A 20,350-nucleotide genomic window follows, 5' to 3' on the forward strand; every position below is an offset into this window, starting at 1 on the left:
GATGACCGTAACCGCCTCTTCACCGCAGCCGCAAGCCGTCAAGGCCTGGCTGCTCGACCTGCAAGCCCGCATCGTGCAGCGACTGGAAGTCATCGACGGCACGCCATTCCTGCGCGACGCGTGGCAGCGTCCTGAAGGCGGCGGCGGCATTTCGCGCCTGGTGGAAGAAGGCAATGTCATCGAGCGCGGCGGCGTCAATTTCTCGCATGTGCAGGGCGCCAAGCTGCCGCCGTCGGCGTCGGCCCACCGTCCTGACATCGGCGGCAATCCGTGGGAAGCCATGGGCGTGTCGCTGGTGATCCATCCGCGCAATCCGTACGCGCCGACGGTGCACATGAACGTGCGCTTCTTCAGCACCACCAACGCTGCCGGCGAGCCGGTATGGTGGTTCGGCGGCGGCATGGACCTGACGCCGTACTACGGCTTCAAGGACGACGCAAAGCATTTCCACCAGAGCTGCCATGACGCCCTCGCCCCGTTCGGCGCTGAGTTGCACGGCAAGTTCAAGCAATGGTGCGACGAGTATTTTTACCTGAAACACCGCCAGGAAGCGCGCGGCGTCGGCGGCATTTTCTTCGACGACCACAGCGCCGGCGGTTTCGAGCAAAGTTTCGCCATGACGCAAAGCGTCGGCGACGCCTTCCTCACCGCTTACCTGCCGATCCTGGAAGCGCGCAAGGACACGCCGTACGGCGAGCGCGAACGCGACTTCCAGGCTTACCGGCGCGGCCGCTATGTCGAATTCAACCTGGTATTCGACCGCGGCACGCTGTTTGGCCTGCAATCCGGTGGCCGCACCGAGGCCATCCTGATGTCGATGCCGCCGATCGTCAAATGGCGCTATCGCTGGGAACCGGAAGACGGCACGCCGGAGGCGGCGCTGTACACCGACTTCCTGCCGCACCGCGACTGGCTTGCCGCATAAGATGGCATACCGCATCGCACTGCTGGGAGGCAGCTACGATCCGGTGCATCTAGGTCACGTCGCGCTGGGCGAATATTTCGCCGCGCTGCTGCAAGTCGACCAGTTGCGCGTGATCCCGACCGGACTGCCGTGGCAGAAAGCCACGCTGAAAGCATCGGCGCAGCAGCGCGCCGACATGCTGGGACTGGCGTTTGCCGGCCGCCCGTTCAGCGTCGCGGTCGACCTGCAGGAAATCGCGCGCGGCGCCCAGGGGCTGCCGACGTATTCCATCGACACGCTGCGCCAGATCCGCGCCGAACTGGGGCCGCAAGCCTCGATCAGTTTCCTGATGGGCGCCGACCAGCTGCAGCGGTTCGACTCTTGGCACGAATGGCAGTCGCTGTTCGGCTACGCGCATTTCTGCGTAGCGGCCCGTCCAGGCTATGACATGGCCACCGCCGGCTTGCCGCCAGCAGTGGCCGAGGCGTTTTCCAGCCGACTGGGAACGCCTGAACAAATCCGTAACACGCCGCATGGTCTGACTTATCTGGCACAAGACTTCGCGGTGGATATTTCCGCCACCCAGATACGTGCGGCATTACAACGGGGGGAGAAGGCAGACTCGCTTATCCCGCCGCTAGTGCTAGACTATATTGAACAACATCATCTATACAAAAGCTAATGGACATCAAAAAACTGCAAACCCTGGTCGTTGACGCCCTCGAAGACGTCAAGGCCCAAGACATCGTCCTGTTCGACACGACCCACCTCACCAGCCTGTTCGACCGCATCGCCATCGCGTCCGGTACCTCGAATCGCCAGACCAAGGCGCTGGCCGCCTCGGTGCGCGACAAGGTCAAAGCCGCCGGCGGCGAAGTCTATGGCATGGAAGGCGAGGACACCGGTGAATGGGTGCTGGTCGACCTGGGCGACATCATCGTCCACATCATGCAAGCGCCGATCCGCGCCTACTACCGCCTGGAAGAGCTGTGGGGCGACAAGCCGGTGAAACTGGGCGCCGCCAAGCGCAAGAACACCGCCGAAGGTGAAGCCGCCGCCGAGCCGAAGAAAGTCAGCACCCACCTGGCCGCCGGCAAAAAAGCCGTGGAAGCCTCGCCAGTGGTCGAGAAAAAGGTCTCGGCACGCAAGCCTGCCGCCGCCAAAGCGACTACCGCGACCAAAAAAGCCGCCGCCAAGCCGGCCGCCGTCCCAGCCGGCAAGAAGATCAAGGTCGGCGTGCCGAAGGCCACCGCCGCCGCCGTCAAGGCACTGAAGGCTTCCAAGCCAAAAGTCGCCAAGCCGAAGGCTGACGAAGCGCCGGTCAAAACCGTCATCAAGCGCATCAAAAAATCGGAAGAGTAATCCGGCATGCAGCTGATTATCGCTGCGGTCGGCCACAAGATGCCGGCCTGGATCGAAAGCGGCTACGCCGAGTATGTGAAGCGCATGCCGCCGGAACTGAAGATCGTGCTGAAAGAAATCAAGCCAGTCGAGCGTTCCGGCAGCAAGACCGCCGCCACCGCGATGGCGCTGGAGCGCGAGCGCATCGAGGCGGCGCTGCCGAAATCGGTGCGCATCATCGCCCTCGATGAACGCGGCAAGGATTTGACGTCGGTCGGCCTGTCGCAGCAGCTGGAAACCTGGCAGCAGGATGGCCGCGACACCGCCTTCCTGATCGGCGGCGCCGACGGCCTCGATCCGGCGCTCAAGGCGCGCGCGGAAGGCTTGATCCGCATTTCCAGCATGACGCTGCCGCATGGTATGGTGCGGGTGATGCTGGCCGAGCAGCTGTACCGCGCCTGGACCATTACGCAGAACCACCCTTATCACCGCGTCTAACAATAACCATATGAAACCGGTCGACAAGAAGATCTACCTTGCTTCCAAAAGCCCACGGCGGCGCGAGTTGCTGCGCCAGGTGGGCATCGACTTTGAACTTCTGCTGCTGCGCAACGACGGCCCGCGCGGCGCCGACGTGACGGAAGAAGTGCTGCCCGGCGAAGCGCCGCTCGATTACGTGGCCCGCGTGGCCAGGGAAAAAGCCGTGTTCGCGGCCGACCTGGTGGTGCGCCGCCGCATGGCGCCGCGCCCGGTGCTGTCGGCCGACACCACCGTCACCATCGATGGCGCCATCCTCGGCAAGCCGGCCAATCCGGCCGAAGCCACCGCCATGCTGCAACAACTGTCGGGCCGCACGCACCAGGTACTGACGGCGATTGCAGTGGAAGCAGCCGGCTTCTCGGCGCAGATCACGCAAGTATCGGATGTGCGCTTCGGCGTGCTGTCGCCGGCCGCCATCGCCGCCTATTGCGCCACCGCCGAACCGTACGACAAGGCCGGCGCCTACGGCATCCAGGGACCGGCCGCGCAGTTCATCGAGCACATCGACGGCAGCCATTCCGGCATCATGGGCCTGCCCATCTACGAAACGGTGCAACTGCTGCGCCAAGCCGGTTTGCCGCTCCCCTAAACCCGCAAGACAGATGCAGGGGTCTGACCCCGCACGGGGTCAGACCCCGCTGGCCGGTGCGGGTTGGCGGTCTGCACGCGCCCGTGTATGATCAGGGCATGAACGAAGACATCCTGATCAACATCACCCCGCAGGAAACCCGCGTCGCCCTGATCGTCCAGGGCGCAGTGCAGGAACTCCATATCGAGCGTACGCTCACGCGCGGCCTGGCCGGTAACGTGTATTCCGGCAAAGTGGTCCGCGTGCTGCCCGGCATGCAATCCGCCTTTATCGACATCGGCCTGGAACGCGCCGCGTTTTTGCACGTGGCCGATATCTGGGAAGCCCGCCCGCACGATGGCGGCAACAACGCCACCCCGACGCCAATCGAGAAGCTGCTGTTCGACGGCCAGGTGCTGACCGTACAGGTGATCAAGGACCCGATCGGCACCAAGGGCGCGCGCCTGTCGACGCAGATCTCGATCGCCGGCCGCATGCTGGTGTACCTGCCGCAGGATGGCCATATCGGCGTCTCGCAAAAAATTGAAAAGGAAGCCGAACGCGAAGCGCTGCGCACGCGTTTGCAAAGCCTGCTGCCGAAGGATGAAAAAGGCGGCTACATCATCCGCACGCAGGCGGAAGAAGCCTCCGATCCGGACATCGCCGCCGATGTCGACTACCTGCGCAAGACCTGGGCCGCGATCACCCACGGTGCCCGCACCAAGCCGGCCACCACGCTGCTGCACCAGGACTTGAGCCTGGCCCAGCGCGTGCTGCGTGACTTCGTGCAGGACGAAACCGCCACCATCCAGGTCGACTCGCGCGAGAACTATCTGAACCTGCAGGAATTCGGCCAGGCTTACACGCCGGGCGTGCTGCCACGGCTGCACCACTACACCGGCGAACGGCCGCTGTTCGACCTGTATGGCGTGGAAGAAGAAATTCTGCGCGCGCTGGGCCGGCGCGTGGACCTGAAATCGGGCGGCTATCTGATCGTCGACCAGACCGAAGCCATGACCACCATCGACGTCAACACTGGTGGCTTTGTGGGCGGACGCAATTTCGCCGATACGATTTTCAAGACCAATCTGGAAGCGGCGCACGCGATCGCCCGCCAGCTGCGCTTGCGCAACCTGGGCGGCATCATCATCCTCGACTTCATCGACATGGAGAACACCGAGCACCGCAACGCCGTGCTGGGCGAGTTGAAGAAAGCGCTGTCGCGCGACCGCACCAAGGTCTCGGTCAGCAACTTCTCGGCGCTGGGGCTGGTGGAAATGACGCGCAAACGCACCCGCGAATCGCTGGCGCACATCCTGTGCGAACCATGCCCGGCCTGCCACGGCAAAGGTCAGGTGAAAACCTCGCGCACCATTTGCTACGAAATCCTGCGCGAACTGCTGCGCGAAGCCAAGCAGTTCAATCCGCGCGAATTCCGCATCCTCGCCTCGCAGGAGGTGGTGGATATGTTCCTGGAAGAGGAATCCCAGCACCTGGCGATGCTGGGCGATTTCATCGGCAAGAAGATTTCACTGCAAGTGGAAACCGCCTACGACCAGGAACAGTACGACGTCATTTTGATGTAACTACACACCGAACGTTTGTGGAGTCGCCATGACCTCTTCCGCCCTTCCCCGCTGGCTGATGCTGCTGTGTCTTAGCGCCTGTGCGCCGGCCAAGCAGGAGGCGGCGCCGCCGGTCAGCGCCGCCAGCAATGGCAGCAATGGCAGCAACGCCCGCACTGCCTGCGGCGCCGCGCCGGCCGCGACCACCACCGCCACCAGCAAGGTGCGCCACATTCCAGACGAGAACGACCCGTGCGCGGAGTCGCGCGGCCTGCCGTCGCGCTGACATAAAAAAAGCCGCGCGGCAGCGCGGCTTTCAATACCGTAAAAGCGCTTAGCTGCGGCGACGGCGTTGGGCCACGCCCGCCACCAGCGCCATGCCTGCCAGCAGCATCAAGATGCTCGATGGCTCCGGTACGGCCGTCACTGGCGTGCCCAGGATCTGGCCGCCGTAGTTGCCGCCGTTGAGCAGATAGGTGCCGGCCACATACAGGCCGTAGGTGCCGCTGCCCAACAGCCATGCGTCGCCGGTAACGGTGTTGGATTTGGTGGCGTCGACTGCGGCCACCACGTCGCCATCGCTGTAGGTGTAAATGAGGAAGCCGCCACCCAGGAAGTTGACGCCATCCGACTTGCCGCGCAACAGGGAGGTCAGCGTGACCGAGATGTACTGCGTATCGGGCACGTTGAAGATGAAGAAGTCTTCGAACATCTGGCCGGCCGCGTGCGCGGTGTCGGTCGAGCCGAGGAAGGTCCAGGTATTGTCGAAGTCGCCTGGTACGCCGATGTCTTTGTTGATAAAGGTGTCCGCATGGGCGGCGAAGGCGCTCATGGCCAGCGCGACGGTAACGATGAGTTGCTTGAAGAATTTCATGTGCTATCCATATCTAAAAGGTCAGGAAAAAGACGGCGGCCACCCGGGCGCCGTCCAGGTAGTGCTTACTTGAGGCCCAGCGCCTTGGCCAGCGCGTTCACGTCCAGCGAACCGAGGCCGGTGGCCGGGTTGTAGCTGGCGGTGGCTGGATAGAACTGGTTGGTGCCGGCGGTAATCGGCTTGAACGGCGATCCGGCGCCATAGCCGTAGGTCTTGAAGGCGCTGTACAGCTGCGGATTGATCGGTCCGACGCGGCCGTTGATGCCGGCGCTGATCAGGGTCAGGATGCCGTTCAGCTGCGGCGAGACGAAGCTGGTGCCGCCCGAACCGGTCGACCAGGCGCCGTTGACGTACACCGCATAACCGCTGTACGGGTCGGCATTGAGCGACACGTCCGGCAGGTTGCGGCCAGGGAGGTTGGCCGGGAGGTCGAGGTAGTCGCCATAGCCGGCGCCTTGGTCGAACACCGCGTTTTCGCACACCAGCGATTGCGCAGCGGCGGTTTTCTGCACTCCGGCCAGGTTCTTCTGGTACGACGGCGCAGCGTAGACCGAGCTGACGCCGCCGCCGCCGCCTACGGCCAGGTAGCTGGCGTAGTACAGATCGGTACCGTAGTACTTGACGATGTAGTCTTTCTGGTAGTCCCAGCCCCAGGCGCGCTCGGTCGGCACGGTGACGGTGCCGTATTTACGCACGGCAGTATTCGGCAGCGTGGTGCCGCCGGCGGCCAGCACCAGCGGATCGGCGGCCGGGAAGTCGACCCCCAGCAGCGTGGTGCACGCCGGATATGGCAGCGAACGGTTGATATCGAACGCGCCGGCGTCGCCGGAGGCGGCGATCACCGGAATGCCTTGTGCGGCCGCCTGCTGGAATACGGCATGGAAGGCAGCGATAGTAGGATCGTCGAAATACACTTCCGGATTGCCCCAACTGACCGACAGCACGTCGACCAGGTTCTCGTCCACCGCTTGCGCAAACACGTCAATGAAGCCGGCGTCGGTATTCGGCGCCAGGTAAACGCGCAGCTTGGCGCCCGGCGCCACCCCGCCCGACTGCTGCACGTCCAGCGTGGTTTCGCCGGCGCCGTCCGAGCCCGGACCGTCCTGCGGACGCGGGCCGCCGTCGACCAGCACGTCGGTGATGCGCTTGCTGTCGACGCTCAGGCCGAGCTGGTTCCAGTAAGCGAAGGCGTCCGATTGCAGATAGCCGGCCAGCGTGGCGATGCCGATGGTCTTGCCGGCGCCGGTGATGCCGCGCGCGTACAGCGGATTGATGTTGTACTTGGCCGCCAGATCGGTGGTGGTGTACTGGCCCGGGGTGCCGCCGATGGCGCCCGCCACTTTCAGATTGACGTCGCCAGCCAGGGCGCCGGTGCGCGGCACGGCAGTCGAATGCTTGTTGAACAGCGCGCGGGTGCTGATGCCGTTGACCGCCTTCACGACCGACGCCAGCGCGGTCGGGATGGTGGGCGTGGTGGCGGCGGCCTGGAAGCGGTTACCCAGCAGCGAGTAGTTGTGCACGCTGGCGCCGAAGGCGGCGCTAATCTGGGCATTGGTGCCGGTGGCGGTGATCTGCAGGTTATTGCCAAACACCTTGTTGATCGTGAAGCCTTTGGACTTCAGGTAGCTGACGACGCTGGCCACCGATTCCGCGCTTTGGCCGTAGTTGGCGGCAAACTGCTGCGGGGTGATGAATTTGCGGAAGTTGGTGCTGGTCGGATCGGCCAGGCTAGCGATGAACGTATCCAGCTGGTCGGCGTTGCGGACCGCCAGCGACAGCGAGATGGTCTTCACATCGGTCGAGGCGGCCAGACCGAGGTCGACGATCCGCGTATCGGCAGCGACGCGCGGTTTGGTCAGGGGAGTTGTACCCGGCAGAGTGATGGCCTGCGAGCTACCCGCTACGGCCGCGATGGCGGCACACACTATCAGAAGCTTAGTCTTCATTTGATCCCTTATCGGCTGGTATGAATGTCAATGAATGTGATGATTTTTGACACACCACTCTAGCATTCCGTTGTTGAAATTTATACATATTTTCCCGAGCATTGATAGACGGAAAATCCGCATAGTTACAGGGATGCCAGTGTTTTTACTTGAAGGAAATTCATGATGTAGCGGGCGCCAGAGGGAAAACGCGCGTGCTGCGGCTTGCAAGCGGGTAGCGAATGATTAAATGCGGCGCGACGCTAGCTGTTATAGATTTGATACAAATCGATACAAATGTTGTAGTTATGTCACGCAGCAAACTGTCTGATGGACAACTCGAGCAGCATGGCCAGTAAAGCGCCGATGGCATAGGCCGCCAGGTCGGGCCAGTTGAAGGTGGAACCCAGCACCAGGTGCCCAAGCGGATGTGCGCGTACCGCATTGATCCACGGTGCCTGGTACAGCTGGCTGAATTCAACCGCATACGAAATCACCAGCGCACCAGCGGTAAGCCGCATGACGCCAAGTCTCGGCCAGATAACGGCGAGACCAAAAAACACCATCATGGTCCACAGTACGTCACCCGGATACTTGCCCGCCGCAGCGGGCAACATCATCGGAAAACGCCGCGACGCCAGGCCGATCGCAATGACAGCCAACGTGATGCCGCAATACAGCAGCCGATTTCGTGCCACGCGTCAGGGCTTTTTAAAGCGCAGCACAAAACGGTCGGTCTTGCCGCGTATGGCCGGGTCGAAGATTTTCAGCTGGTGGTCGTCGCCGGCGACGGCCAGCACGGTGCTTTCGCCATCCAGCACAAAGCCGGCTTTTTCCACTTCGGCTTTCACCGTGGCCGGATCGATACGGTGCAGGTCTTCGGTGTTTTTCAAGCCGGTTCCGGCAGCGGCGGCATGGTCGGCAACGATGTAGTAGCCGCCCGATTTCAGGCGCTTGAAGACGGCCTGGTTGAAGGCGTTCACATCGGCGCCTTTCATGAAGCTGTCATGCAGGTCGTGGTAGTTCTCGAAGGTCCAGACCACATCCACCTTGTTGACCATATCGGCTGCAGGCTGCTCGGCGGCCGGGTAAGAAGTCGCCTCGACATTGCCGTGTCCGGCTTCGGTAGAGATAGCTTTGGCCAGCGCCAGCGGATCGGACTTGAAGCCGGTAATCTCGGCCGGCACATAGGCGTACACCTTGCCCTTGGGGCCAACCACCGTGGAGAACAGGCGCGACCAGTAGCCGCCGCCCGGCCAGACATCGACCACCGTATCCCCCGCCTTGACCTTGGCGAAAGCGACCAGCTCGGCCGGATGACGCACTGCATCCTGCTGCACATCTTTTTCCGGCCGGGCCTTATCGGCAACCGCCGCCGTCACCGCCGCCGACGGCGCCTGTGCCTGAGCCGGCACGGACCACAACACCGGTGCAACCGCCAGCGTCACGAGCGCTGACTTCAAGAACAATACTGATTTCATGGATCGGACCTTTCCTGATTTTTCCGCACACGTCGCGCGGCAGCGCTATCTTACTGCATAAAAAAAAGCTCGCCGAAGCGAGCTTGAAGTGGTGCGTGAACCGGTGTTTAGAACTGGTTCATCGTGTTGTCTTTGCCGGCCGCCTTCAGGGCCGCTTCGCCGCTGAAGTAATCCTTGTGGTCGTCGCCGATGTCCGAGCCGGACATATTCTGGTGCTTGACGCAGGCGATGCCCTGGCGGATTTCCTTGCGCTGCACGCCGGCCACGTAGCCCAGCATGCCCTGGTCGCCGAAGTAGTCCTTGGCGAGGTTGTCGGTCGACAGCGCAGCGGTGTGGTAGGTCGGCAGCGTGATCAGGTGGTGGAAGATGCCCGCTTCGCGCGCGGCGTCGGCCTGGAAGGTGCGGATCTTTTCATCGGCCACCTTGGCCAGCTCGCTCTCGTCATATTCCACGCTCATCAGCTGGGTGCGCTCGTAGGCGGAGACGTCCTTGCCTTCGGCTTTGAAGGCGTCGTACACCTGCTGGCGGAAATTCAGCGTCCAGTTAAACGACGGGCTGTTGTTGTACACCAGCTTGGCGTTCGGGATGACCTTGCGGATTTCGCTGACCATGCCGCCGATCTGCGCGATGTGCGGTTTCTCGGTTTCGATCCACAGCAGGTCGGCGCCGTTTTGCAGCGAGGTGATGCAATCCAGCACGCAGCGCGCCTCGCCGCTGCCGGCGCGGAACTGGAACAGGTTGCTCGGCAGGCGCTTAGGACGCAGCAGCTTGCCTTCGCGTTTGATGATGACGTCGCCATTGCCCAGCGCATCGGCCGACACTTCTTCGCAGTCAAGGAAGGCGTTGTACTGGTCGCCCAGGTCGCCCGGCTCGGCGGTGACGGCAATCTGCTTGGTCAGGCCGGCGCCCAGCGAGTCGGTGCGGGCGACGATGATGCCGTTGTCCACGCCCAGTTCCAGGAAGGCGTAGCGGATGGCGCGGATCTTGGCCAGGAAGTCTTCATGCGGCACGGTGACCTTGCCGTCCTGGTGACCGCACTGCTTCTCGTCCGATACCTGGTTTTCGATCTGGATGCAGCAGGCGCCCGCTTCGATGAACTGCTTGGCCAGCAGGTAGGTCGCTTCCGCATTGCCGAAGCCGGCGTCGATGTCGGCGATGATCGGCACCACGTGGGTGACGTGGTTGTCGATCTTGTCCTGGATGGCGGCCTTGGCCGGGCCTTCGGCGGCGTCCAGCTGGCGGAACAAGCCGCCCAGTTCCCGCGCATCGGCCTGGCGCAGGAAGGTGTACAGCTCTTTGATCAGCGCCGAAACAGCGGTTTTTTCATGCATCGACTGGTCCGGCAGCGGGCCGAATTCCGAGCGCAGCGCGGCAACCATCCAGCCCGACAGGTACAGGTAGCGGCGGTCGGTGCTGTTGAAGTGCTTTTTAATCGAGATCATTTTTTGCTGGCCGATGAAACCGTGCCAGCAGCCCAGCGACTGGGTGTATTTGCTTGGATCGGCGTCGTAGGCTGCCATGTCGGCGCGCATGATGCCAGCCGTGTATTTGGCAATGTCCAGGCCGGTTTTGAATTTGTTCTGCGCGCGCATGCGGGCGGCGGACTCGGGATTGATGGCGTTCCAGGCGGAACCTTGTTGCTCTTTCAAAGCGCCAACTGCCTTGATGTCGTCTTGGTACTGGGACATTTTTATCTCCTAAAGAAAAACACAAATAAGCAAAACCGTATGACTAAATAGTAGGACATTCTGATGCGTTGCACCAAGTCTTATATAAGACATATAAGTTAAATTTATTCGTTATTTTTCAATGAGATAGACCACACTTTTCTTGATGTGAAACGTCTTTTCAAAAAATGGAAAAAAAGATGCGGCAGCCCATCATGCCGCATCCCATAATGTGGAAGGCGTTTTCAGCTCTTGATGCTGTCCAGCTTGCGCAGCGCTGCCGGAGGCAGCACCAGCGTGGCGGCGGCGATGTTCTGGCGCAGATGGGCCACCGACGACGTGCCGGGAATCAGCAGGATGTTCGGCGCACGTTGCAGCAGCCAGGCCAGCGCGACTTGCATCGGCGTAGCGTCCAGCTCGGCCGCCACCTCGGCCAGCTGCGACGATTGCAGCGGCGAGAAACCGCCCAGCGGGAAGAACGGCACGTAGGCGATGCCGTCTTGCGCCAGCTCATCGATCATGGCGTCGTCATGGCGGTGCACCAGGTTGTACTGGTTCTGCACGCAGACAATGGGAGCGATGCTGCGCGCCTGCCGCACTTGCGCGGCGGTGGCGTTGCTCAGGCCGATGTGGCGGATCAGGCCGCGCTGTTGCAAGCCGGCCAGCGCATTGATGTGGGCTTCGATGTCGCCTTCGGCCGGCCCCATCACGTCAAACATCAGGCGCATGTTGACCACGTCCAGCACGTCCAGTCCGAGGTTGCGCAGATTGTCATGCACAGCCGCTTCCAGTTGCTGCGGCGATTGCGCCGGCAGCCAGCCGCCTTCTGCATCCCGGAAGGCGCCGACCTTCGTGACGATGGTCAGATCGTCCGCATACGGGTGCAGCGCTTCGCGGATCAGCTGATTGGTCACGTGCGGGCCGTAGAAATCGCTGGTGTCGATGTGGTTGATGCCGTTGGCCACGGTGTCGCGCAGCACGGCCAGCGCCGCCTCGCGGTCCTTCGGCGGGCCGAACACGTGCGGGCCGGCCAGTTGCATGGCGCCATAGCCCATGCGGTTGACAGTCAGGTCGCCGAGTTGAAAGGTGCTCATGGTGTTCTCCTGTGGATGAGTGAATGAACACAGTCTAGGCAGCTTTCTGCTGTGCGACAATACATCACAGTGGCACAGCTTGTGCCGAAAACAGGACAATCCAAAAATGGCGGAATTACAGGACATCGGCGCCTTCGTGGCGGTGGCCACGCATGGCGGCTTTCGCGAAGCGGCGCGCCAGAGCGGCAGCAGCGCGTCGCAACTGAGCGAGGCGGTGCGGCGGCTGGAGGCGCAACTGGGCGTGCGCCTGCTCCACCGCACCACCCGCAGCGTGGCCGCCACCGAAGCCGGCCAGCGCCTGCTGGAGCAGCTGACGCCGGCGCTGGACGCGGTCACCTCGGCGCTGGATGTGGTGAACGGCTTCCGCGACCGCCCTGCCGGACGGCTGCGCCTCAACGTGCCTTTGAGTGCGTCAAAGCTGATCCTGCCGCGCATTCTGCCGCCGTTCATGGCGGCCTATCCGGAGATCTGCGTCGAGGTCACGGTGGAGGACAGCTTTGTCGACCTGCTGCGCTCGGGCTGCGACGCCGGCATCCGCTACGGCGAGCGCATGGAACAGGATATGGTGGCGCTGCCGATCGGCCCGCGCACGCAGCGCATGGCGCTGGCGGCGTCGCCGGCCTATCTGCAGCAGCATGGGCTGCCGAAGAAGCCGCAGGACTTGTTGCAGCACATCTGCCTGCGCGGACGCTTTTCCAGCGGCGCTATGCCGGCCTGGGAGTTCCACAACAAGGGCCGCACGGTGGTGATCGAGCCGGCCGGCCCGCTGATTGTCAGCCTGGGCGCCGGCGCCGACCTTGCGGTCGATGCAGCGCTGGCCGGCAGCGGCCTGGTCTACCTGTTCGAGGACTGGCTGCGACCGTATATGGAACGCGGTGAACTGGCGCCGGTGCTGGAACGCTGGTGGCCGGCCTTCAGCGGGCCGTCGCTGTACTACCCCGGCCGCCGCTATCTGCCGGCGCCGCTACGCGCCTTCGCCGATTTCATCCAGACCATGCGCTGGTAAGTCGGCGCTTACTGGGTAGCGGTCGCGATAGCGGCGCGCAGGCTGGCGTCGGTCCAGCCATAGGTCTGGGTCTGATTCTGCTCGCCGCCGGACAGGGTCACGCCGTTGCTACCCAACACGGCCTGCAACGCTTGGGTGGCGCCGAGGCGGGTGATCATCAGTTGGCCACGGTCGGGACGGTTGTCGCCGGCCTCATGCACCGGGCTCATCACACTGACCTGCCAGCTGTCCTTGCCGTTGCTGACGGTGTACACCAGGTTGTTGGTGCTGCGCTCCGGCTTGCCGGCAACGAAGACGATCACGGTCGAGGTGCTGCCGGCGTTGCTGATGGTGTAATTGGTCGAAGCGCCGGCGCGGAATTGCAACTGGGTGGAGTTGTAGAAGTAACTGTCGTCGCTACCGTTGTCCTGCATGGTGCCGTTAATATCGCCGCCGACCAGCTTGAACTCCAGCGCGCCGTCGGTGTCCAACACATCGATCGCCGGCGCGGTCAGCTGCGCCACCACCAGCGTGTGGTCGGCATTGGCGGTCAATTGCTTGACGGTGCTGGTACCGCTGTACAGCTGGTACGGCATTTCGTTCAGCTTGCAACGGTTCAGCGTCTGCGTGGCCTTATTCGCGTCGTAGGCGGTAGTGCCGCCCGCGCCGCAGTTGCCGCTGCCGCCGGCGGTCAATTGCAGCGCCTGCACCGATTCCAGCATCTGGAAGCTGGCCCAGGCCACGGCGAACGAGCTCAGGTCGTTGCCGGTGGTGGCCGGCGGCGTGGTCACCGGCGGGGTTGTGACAGGCGGCGTAGTGACCGGCGGCGTCGTCACGGGCGGCGTGACGGCGGCGGTATCGGTATCGCTGCCGCCGCCGCCGCCGCAGGCGCTCAGGGTGAGCGCAAGGGCCAGGGGGATTGCGGTCAAAGTCAGGTGAAATGCGCGCATGGTGATTCCTTTAAGTGTATAGGTTGGCGACCGCGTGGATTGGGCGGACACCTAGCTATTCGTCGCCGGCGCGCAACGGGTTCAAACTTTTTGACACTGTTTTCCGGCGTTACATGCAGCTTGCACTGCTCCAACCTTGTGCTATATTCAATGCACAAATCACAATAAAGGAGACAGCATGACCATCAAACGTTCGTTTGCAGTGCTCTGTTTCATCCTGCCGTGCGCACTCGCGCACGCGGGCAACCACGAAGCGGTGCCGGCCCCGGCACAGGCGGTCGGCGATTCGTGGACCTATCAATATACCGATGTATGGAAAGGGGCCAAGGGCAACATCAACCGCATGGAAGTGGCGGCGATTGACGACGCCGGCATCCACGTGGCGATCAAGCGTGCCGCCAGCGGCGCCCTGATCAGCACGCAGTTATTCACCCCCGAGATGAATCCGGTCGAGCGCGGCGGCATGCATTTCGCGCCGTCGTTCACGCGCTACGTGTTCCCGCTGGCGCCCGGCGCCGAATGGAGCAACGATGTGCTCGGCGATAACAGCAAGGCCGGCAAGCAATGGCGCTATGCGATCAAGGGCAAAGTGGTGGACTGGGAAAAAGTGCGGGTGCCGGCTGGCGAGTTCGACGCGCTGAAGATCGTGGTCGAGGCCCAGTATGCCGACGTCAACGACAGCAGCAAGATCGGCGGCAAGCTGACCGAGACCGTGTGGTTTGTGCCGACGCTCAGCAACTACGTCAAGCTGGACTACCAGGACGCCGACGCCGCCGGCCGGCTCTACAGCCGCGACAGCTGGGAGCTGATGTCATTTACCCACAAGGCGCCGGCGCTGGCAGCGACCGCGCCGGCGGTGCACTAAGACTTACTTGGTAATCCGCATGATGGCCGACGCCAGCTTGCCAAAGCATGGCGTCAGGTCGGACTGGGTGGCGGCGTAGCAGTAGACGCCCATCGGCTTGGTGGGACGCGCGCAGCGCGCCGGCGCGTCCACCGAATTGGCCATGCATTTCAGCGTGTCCTCCCCCTTTTCGCCATCGAAACCGGAAGCGGCCTTCAATTGCGATCCCAGGCCCAGCGTGAACACGTAGATCCCTTCATCCTGTGACTTCGCCGCCATCGCTTCCACCAGATTACGCGCGGCACGGTTGACGTTCTGGTAGGTGATGGCGTTGGTCACCACGCGCGGCGAATTGGTCACGATCTTGAAATCGCGCGCGTTCGGATCGTTGGGATTGGTGGGCAGATTATGGCCGTTGTACCAGTCCGGCAAGGAGTCCACCTTGGCCGACAACTCGTAGTTGTACTTCCCCTTCTGATAATTGTAGCCATAGTAGTTATAGGTGTTGCATTTGTCAGGCGAAGCGGTGTAAGTCGCGTCCGGGCTGTACAGGCCATACGGTTCACCGCTGCCGTCATCGTCGGTGGCGATCGTGCCCGCCACGGTGCAGTCGCTTGGCGTTTTCCAGTTGAGATAGGCGGCAAACGAGTTCGGGGCGCCATCCGAGAAGAACACGATCACCCGCAGGTTGGAACGGTTCAGATTGGTCGTCGGTACACTGTTCAATTGATCCCGCGCCCGCCACATGCCCTCCACCGAAGCGGTCGAGCCTTCGAACCTGAACGCTTTGGTGTCATTGATGTGATTGGTCATGCTGACGCGGTCGAAACCGCGCGCGCCCACCGTGGTCCGGATCGCATCATCCACCACCGAGCCGAAGGCGAAATGCACCAGTCCCACCCGGTCCTGATTGATATTGAACTGATTGAGGAAGGTGATGGCCGAACTGCGCACCGTCGCGCCGCTGGAACTCAGCGATCCCGAGGTATCCAGCGTCAGCACCATATCCAGGTTCTTGCGCACCGTCTGGGTCGTCACGCTGGGCGTCAGCGGACCGCTCAGGTTGGTGCCGAGCAGGGTCGCCGGCATGGTGGCCGAGGCCGACACCGAGACGGTGACCGCGTTGTTGTCAAAAGTCACCGACACGTCGCCCAGCTTGCCGGTCGAGCCCAGGTAGCCGGCCGGGAAGTTAGCATTGAAAAAGTTGGTGGCGGCGTTCTTGGCGAAGGTGATCTGTTCCGCCTGGGTCGTGCCCTGGCTGATGGCGTTCGCCGCCGCCAGGCCGGCCGAGTCGGTGGCGGCATTCAGCCTGGCCTTGATCATGTAGCTGAGACCGGCGCTGAACGCCAGGCCGACCGCCATGATCAGCACCATGAGACCGAGCACCACCAGCGGCATCACCGCTCCCTGTTGTTGACGTGTATGAATGCGCATGATCAGAATACCGACATTGAGTAAAGGTCTGGACCGATGGTTCCGGTGCCGGTCGATCCCAACGTGATCGGCGAAAACACCATGTTGAATTTGTAGAAGACTTCGACCGCATACACCACCTGGCCATCAGCCAATTGATTGCTGAGCAGCGAAATCACCGGCGCGCTGCTGCCGCTGGGCACCGTGCAGCTGCCGCCGGTCGAGCCAGCCCAGTTCCCGCAGTTCCAGACTTTGCTCAGCGGCGCATAGCCGCTGACGCGGTAGCCACGGTTGTTGGCGCTATCGTCCCAGCGGAATTGCGCATCGACGATGGTGCGGGTAGGCGTGCTGGCGGTCCCGGTTTTCTGGCCGACGATGCGCGTGATGTAGATCATGCCCTGCTGGTTCATATTCAGCGGCGGCGCCGAGTCCGTCACCGCCTTCATGATGATTTGCGCATTGTCGGACAGCTGCCCCGGCGAACGCGACGCCAGATTGGCCGCTTCGCGGCCGATGTTAATCAGGATCATATTGGCCTGGATGCCGCGCGCGATATCGACCAGGCCCATGAACAGCACCACGATGATCGGCAGCATCAGCGCCAGTTCCAGCGCCGCGATGCCGCGCTGCCGCCGGCGCGCGCGGCCAGGTTGAACCAGTTCGGCCATCATAATGAATTCCACGTTTCGTTCAGCATGGTCGCGCCCACCGTGAAGCTCAGCTTGCCGTCCTTGAACAGGGCGCCGATCAGCGGCGTCACGAATTTCCAGCTGCAATCGACGCGGATCGACACGATGTCGCCCGGCGCGCCGAACATGGTGTTGGAATACGCCGACGTGGTGGCATAGGTGGTGCCGTTGACGGTGATCACCGGCGACACCATATCGTACATGCCCACCGAGTTATCGCGCAGCACCTGCAGCACCGCCTTGTAGCGCTGGTTGCCGCCGCTCGGGTCCTTGTCGGACTGGCCGGTGACGCCGTAGCGCGCGGCTTCGCGCACCGCGTATTGCATCGTCATCGTGGTGAAGAACAGCAGGCTGAATTCCAGAATCGCGCACATCAGCAGCAGCACGATGGGCGCCACCAGCGCAAACTCAACCACCGTCGATCCGCCGGCTCGGCGTGACCTGAAATTATGTACTCTCATGACCTGGCGTCCGTGAAGCGTAAAAGAAGGGAAACGGGCGGCGGCGCGCACTGCGCGGCACGGCGAAACGGCGGCCGGCAACCTGTTGCAGGCGCGGCGGCGTCACGGGATTGAGGTGGCGATGGCGCATTGTAGCCTGATTTGAATGTTTCGTCTTTTCATTTAAAGTTGATTTCAAGTATCAAGTCAGTCGCGCACAACACCTGTCGCCCTGGCACGGCAGCGGGTCAGGTCAAGCGCCGCCAAAACGGCGCTGGACAGGACCCGATTCTATGAGTAGACTCGCGCAATTGCAAGTAGAGCAACTAAGTTAATATTATTTAATCCATACGCCCACGCGAACGACATTGGACGACCTTACTCAGCAAGCAAGCGACATTGATAGCCTTCATGGCCGCAACGGCGATGTCGCCGGCGCCTCGATGGTGTTCATCATGCGTCTGCTGCTGGCGTTGTCCGCACTGCTGACGTTGACCATCGCTCCGGCCGACCTGGGCAATCCCGGCGCGCCGGGCCTGCTGCCATGGCTGGTGTTCAGCGCCTACCTGGTGCATAGCGTAACGCTGCTGGTGGCCGCGCGCCGCCACCGCACGCCGTTCTGGCACGGCAAAGTGGTGTACTGGCTCGATCTCGGCTGGTATGGCCTGATGGTGTACTGCAGCGGCGGCACCAACAGCTTCTTCTTCCCGTTTTTCTTTTTCGTGATCCTGACCGCCTCGTTCCAGTGGGGCTTTGACGAAGGCGCCCGCATCACGCTGGCGGCGGCGCTGGTGCTGGCCCTGTCGACCTGGCTGGCGGACCAGAGCACTGACCAGGCCCACCTGCTGCTGCGCGCCACCTTCCTGCTGGCGCTGGGCTATATGATTTCCTACTGGGGCGGCATGGGCTTGTCGCAGCGTCGCCGTCTGAGCTTGCTGCGGCGGGTCAGCCAGCTATCCAATCCGCGCTTCGGCGTCGACCAGACCATCGCCTCGATGCTGCAGCAGACCGGGCGTTTTTACCACGCCAGCAACTGCCTGCTGCTGATGCGCAGCGGCGCCGACGACCTGTGGCAGCTGCATTCGGCGACCGGGGACAAGGTCACACTGTCGCATTTATCCGACGCCGCCGCGGCGCCGCTGCTGGCGTTTGGTCCGCGCACCATGGTGCAATTCGCCCGCGCGCTGCATCCGCGCCTGGGCGGCACGGTCGAGGCGCGGGTGCGCGACGGCGGCGATCCGGCGTGGCGCAAGCTGCCGCCCGCCGAACTGGCCAATCTGGTCGACCTGCTCGATGCGGCCTCGTTCGTCAGCGTGCCGCTGCCGCTGCGCAAGGGCGAAGGCCGGCTGTACGTGGTATCGGCCGGCTACCGCCTGACGCGCGGCGACGCCGCCTTCCTGCGGCAACTGGCGGCGCAGTTCTTCCCGGTGATCGAAAACATCGTGCTGCTGGACCGGCTGGCCTCGGACGCGGCGTTCCGCGAGCGGCAAAAAATCGCCCGTGACTTGCATGACACCACGATCCAGCCCTACATCGGCCTGCGCCACGGCATCAGTGCGATTCGCCAGAGCATGCAATCAGAACACCCAAGTGTGCCGGAACTCGATAAACTACTGGACATGACGAGCCAGGTCATCACCGACATGCGGACGTTTGCCAAAACCGTGCGGGAAGGTGCAGCCCGGCAGGAACACGAATTGCTCGTGGCGCTGCGGCGCCAGGCCAGGCAGGTCCAGGAATTTTACGGCCTGGCGATCGCGGTCGATGCCGCCGACGGCCTGCGCGTCAGCGACCGGCTGGCGGCCGAGGTGTTCCAGATCGTCAATGAAGGCATGAGCAACATCCGTAAACACACCCGCGCGCGTAGCGGGCGCATCTACCTAAGCACCGTCGATGACCAGCTACGCATCCGCATTGAAAATGAAACACCGGAAGGTCCACCGGCCCCATTCCTGCCAGGATCGATCGCCGAGCGCACTGCAGCGCTCGGTGGAACGATCACGATCGACCGCGCGGCGCCCGGCGCCACTGCGGTCAACATCACCATTCCGGTCTGACCCAGACTAGAAATGACCACTACCACTGCTACTCCGATCCGCATCATGCTGGTCGACGACCACAAGACCATGTTGTGGGGGCTGGAAAAACTGATCGAAGGCGCCGGCGCCGCGCTGCGGCTGGTGGGCACCGCCCACAACAACGACAGCGCCTTGCGCGAAGCCAGCCGCCTGCGGCCGGACCTGATCGTGCTCGACCTCGACCTCGAAGGCCGCAGCTCGCTGGAAGTGCTGCCGCAACTGCTGCAGGACAGCGGCGCGCGCGTGCTGATCCTCAGCGGCAACCGCGACCAGTCGCTGCTGGCGCAAGCCGTCAAGCTCGGCGCGCGCGGCGTGCTCAGCAAGGAAGCGCCGGCCGACCAGGTGATCAAGGCCATCGAACGGGTGCATGCCGGCGAAATGCACCTGGACGCCAGCCTGATGGGCGCGCTGCTGGCCCAGCCGGCGCCGGTCAAGGCCGATCCGGAAGCTGCGCGCATCGCCACGCTGACGCCGAAGGAACGCAAGATCGTCGCCATCGTGGTCGAGAGCAATGGCGCCGCCAACAAGGAGCTGGCGGCCAAGCTATTCATCGCCGAACCGACGCTGCGCAACAACCTGACCTCGATCTATCAGAAACTGGGCGTCGCCAACCGCCTGGAACTGTACGTCTACGCCACCCGCCACGGCCTGCAATGACGGCCGGCGGCGGCAGGCGTGACAAATGTCACGCCTGCCGCCGTGCAAATCGTGACCATCCTCCTGCCCACAAAGTGACATCTGTCGGATGTCACGCCGCCGGGGCTTCCGTAGAATTCATTACATCAGCAGCGGTGTTGTACCGGCTGAACCGGCAACGGACCGAAAGGCTAACAGGAGCATCAGCATGCAGCGTTCAATCAGTAAGGCACACCGCGTCGGCCGCTTTATCCGCCACACGCACGGCGCCACCCTGATGGAATACGCACTGATGACAGCTCTCGGATCGGTGATCGTCATCATCGCGCTGCTCGCATTTTTTAGGACCTAAAACC

General features: G+C 62.8%; 22 protein-coding genes. 12 read left to right on the forward strand and 10 right to left on the reverse strand.

Annotated features, from left to right (window positions below; genetic code table 11):
- Nucleotide 1 precedes the first annotated feature (1 nt).
- The 7 genes from hemF to HH213_RS05695 all read left to right on the forward strand — a co-directional run bounded on the left by hemF (nt 2) and on the right by HH213_RS05695 (nt 5,204).
- Nucleotides 2–925: an oxygen-dependent coproporphyrinogen oxidase gene (gene hemF, locus HH213_RS05665; protein ID WP_169111327.1), complete on the forward strand. Its 924-nt coding sequence runs from the start codon at nt 2–4 to the stop codon at nt 923–925.
- Between the two features lies 1 nt (nt 926).
- The gene (gene nadD, locus HH213_RS05670) at nt 927–1,586 is read left to right on the forward strand and encodes a nicotinate-nucleotide adenylyltransferase (protein ID WP_169111329.1); all 660 of its coding nucleotides are present in this window, start codon (nt 927–929) and stop codon (nt 1,584–1,586) included.
- On the forward strand, nt 1,586–2,266 hold the full coding sequence (rsfS, locus tag HH213_RS05675; RefSeq protein ID WP_110844989.1) for a ribosome silencing factor: 681 nt from the start codon (nt 1,586–1,588) through the stop codon (nt 2,264–2,266). The genes nadD and rsfS overlap by 1 nt, the downstream gene beginning before the upstream one ends.
- A gap of 6 nt (nt 2,267–2,272) precedes the next feature.
- Nucleotides 2,273–2,743, forward strand: coding sequence for a 23S rRNA (pseudouridine(1915)-N(3))-methyltransferase RlmH (rlmH, locus tag HH213_RS05680; RefSeq protein WP_160989439.1), 471 nt, complete (start codon nt 2,273–2,275; stop codon nt 2,741–2,743).
- A gap of 10 nt (nt 2,744–2,753) precedes the next feature.
- The gene (locus HH213_RS05685) at nt 2,754–3,374 is read left to right on the forward strand and encodes a Maf family protein (protein WP_169111331.1); all 621 of its coding nucleotides are present in this window, start codon (nt 2,754–2,756) and stop codon (nt 3,372–3,374) included.
- Nucleotides 3,375–3,472: 98 nt separating this feature from the next.
- Nucleotides 3,473–4,939: a ribonuclease G gene (gene rng / locus HH213_RS05690; RefSeq protein ID WP_161058103.1), complete on the forward strand. Its 1,467-nt coding sequence runs from the start codon at nt 3,473–3,475 to the stop codon at nt 4,937–4,939.
- A 28-nt stretch (nt 4,940–4,967) separates the two neighbouring features.
- Nucleotides 4,968–5,204, forward strand: a complete 237-nt coding sequence (locus HH213_RS05695) for a hypothetical protein (RefSeq protein WP_169111333.1) — start codon at nt 4,968–4,970, stop codon at nt 5,202–5,204.
- Between the two features lie 48 nt (nt 5,205–5,252).
- On the opposite strand, the gene HH213_RS05700 is transcribed toward HH213_RS05695, so the two are convergent.
- From HH213_RS05700 to HH213_RS05725, 6 genes are all read right to left on the reverse strand, one after another.
- Nucleotides 5,253–5,792 (reverse strand): FxDxF family PEP-CTERM protein, encoded by a 540-nt coding sequence (locus tag HH213_RS05700; protein WP_169111335.1) that lies wholly within the window; start codon nt 5,790–5,792, stop codon nt 5,253–5,255.
- 65 nt (nt 5,793–5,857) lie between these two features.
- On the reverse strand, nt 5,858–7,738 hold the full coding sequence (locus HH213_RS05705) for a S53 family peptidase (protein ID WP_169111337.1): 1,881 nt from the start codon (nt 7,736–7,738) through the stop codon (nt 5,858–5,860).
- A gap of 290 nt (nt 7,739–8,028) precedes the next feature.
- On the reverse strand, nt 8,029–8,415 hold the full coding sequence (locus HH213_RS05710; protein WP_229263313.1) for a ribosomal maturation YjgA family protein: 387 nt from the start codon (nt 8,413–8,415) through the stop codon (nt 8,029–8,031).
- 3 nt (nt 8,416–8,418) lie between these two features.
- Nucleotides 8,419–9,180, reverse strand: coding sequence for a class I SAM-dependent methyltransferase (locus HH213_RS05715; RefSeq protein ID WP_229263314.1), 762 nt, complete (start codon nt 9,178–9,180; stop codon nt 8,419–8,421).
- Nucleotides 9,181–9,305: 125 nt separating this feature from the next.
- Complete coding sequence (locus HH213_RS05720; RefSeq protein ID WP_110844995.1) at nt 9,306–10,886, reverse strand: isocitrate lyase; 1,581 nt, start codon at nt 10,884–10,886, stop codon at nt 9,306–9,308.
- 224 nt (nt 10,887–11,110) lie between these two features.
- Nucleotides 11,111–11,959, reverse strand: coding sequence for an aldo/keto reductase family oxidoreductase (locus HH213_RS05725; protein ID WP_169111339.1), 849 nt, complete (start codon nt 11,957–11,959; stop codon nt 11,111–11,113).
- Nucleotides 11,960–12,065: 106 nt separating this feature from the next.
- Here HH213_RS05725 and HH213_RS05730 point away from each other — a divergent pair, with 106 nt between their 5' ends.
- Complete coding sequence (locus HH213_RS05730; RefSeq protein ID WP_169111341.1) at nt 12,066–12,965, forward strand: LysR family transcriptional regulator; 900 nt, start codon at nt 12,066–12,068, stop codon at nt 12,963–12,965.
- An 8-nt stretch (nt 12,966–12,973) separates the two neighbouring features.
- Here the strand turns inward: HH213_RS05730 and HH213_RS05735 are convergent, their stop codons facing one another.
- Nucleotides 12,974–13,894 (reverse strand): hypothetical protein, encoded by a 921-nt coding sequence (locus HH213_RS05735; RefSeq protein ID WP_169109982.1) that lies wholly within the window; start codon nt 13,892–13,894, stop codon nt 12,974–12,976.
- 178 nt (nt 13,895–14,072) lie between these two features.
- Between HH213_RS05735 and HH213_RS05740 the strand changes: the two genes are divergently transcribed.
- Nucleotides 14,073–14,759 (forward strand): hypothetical protein, encoded by a 687-nt coding sequence (locus HH213_RS05740; protein ID WP_169111343.1) that lies wholly within the window; start codon nt 14,073–14,075, stop codon nt 14,757–14,759.
- A 3-nt stretch (nt 14,760–14,762) separates the two neighbouring features.
- Here the strand turns inward: HH213_RS05740 and HH213_RS05745 are convergent, their stop codons facing one another.
- Genes HH213_RS05745 through HH213_RS05755 form a run of 3 tightly spaced genes read right to left on the reverse strand, consistent with a single transcriptional unit; the run spans nt 14,763 to nt 17,256 of the window.
- Nucleotides 14,763–16,172, reverse strand: coding sequence for a TadE/TadG family type IV pilus assembly protein (locus HH213_RS05745; RefSeq protein WP_110845000.1), 1,410 nt, complete (start codon nt 16,170–16,172; stop codon nt 14,763–14,765).
- A gap of 2 nt (nt 16,173–16,174) precedes the next feature.
- Nucleotides 16,175–16,822 (reverse strand): TadE/TadG family type IV pilus assembly protein, encoded by a 648-nt coding sequence (locus tag HH213_RS05750; protein ID WP_169111345.1) that lies wholly within the window; start codon nt 16,820–16,822, stop codon nt 16,175–16,177.
- Nucleotides 16,819–17,256, reverse strand: a complete 438-nt coding sequence (locus HH213_RS05755) for a TadE family protein (RefSeq protein WP_229263315.1) — start codon at nt 17,254–17,256, stop codon at nt 16,819–16,821. The genes HH213_RS05750 and HH213_RS05755 overlap by 4 nt, the downstream gene beginning before the upstream one ends.
- 392 nt (nt 17,257–17,648) lie before the next feature.
- Between HH213_RS05755 and HH213_RS05760 the strand changes: the two genes are divergently transcribed.
- The 3 genes from HH213_RS05760 to HH213_RS05770 all read left to right on the forward strand — a co-directional run bounded on the left by HH213_RS05760 (nt 17,649) and on the right by HH213_RS05770 (nt 20,346).
- Nucleotides 17,649–19,337, forward strand: a complete 1,689-nt coding sequence (locus tag HH213_RS05760) for a sensor histidine kinase (RefSeq protein WP_146235876.1) — start codon at nt 17,649–17,651, stop codon at nt 19,335–19,337.
- A gap of 12 nt (nt 19,338–19,349) precedes the next feature.
- Entirely contained in the window at nt 19,350–20,015 is a 666-nt protein-coding gene (locus tag HH213_RS05765; protein WP_110845004.1) for a response regulator, read from the forward strand.
- 187 nt (nt 20,016–20,202) lie between these two features.
- Nucleotides 20,203–20,346 carry a Flp family type IVb pilin gene (locus HH213_RS05770; protein WP_158288029.1) on the forward strand — a complete coding sequence of 48 codons (144 nt, stop codon included), beginning with the start codon at nt 20,203–20,205 and terminating at the stop codon, nt 20,344–20,346.
- Nucleotides 20,347–20,350: the final 4 nt, after the last annotated feature.

The sequence above is a fragment of the Duganella dendranthematis genome (assembly GCF_012849375.1).
GTDB lineage: Bacteria > Pseudomonadota > Gammaproteobacteria > Burkholderiales > Burkholderiaceae_D > Rugamonas > Rugamonas dendranthematis.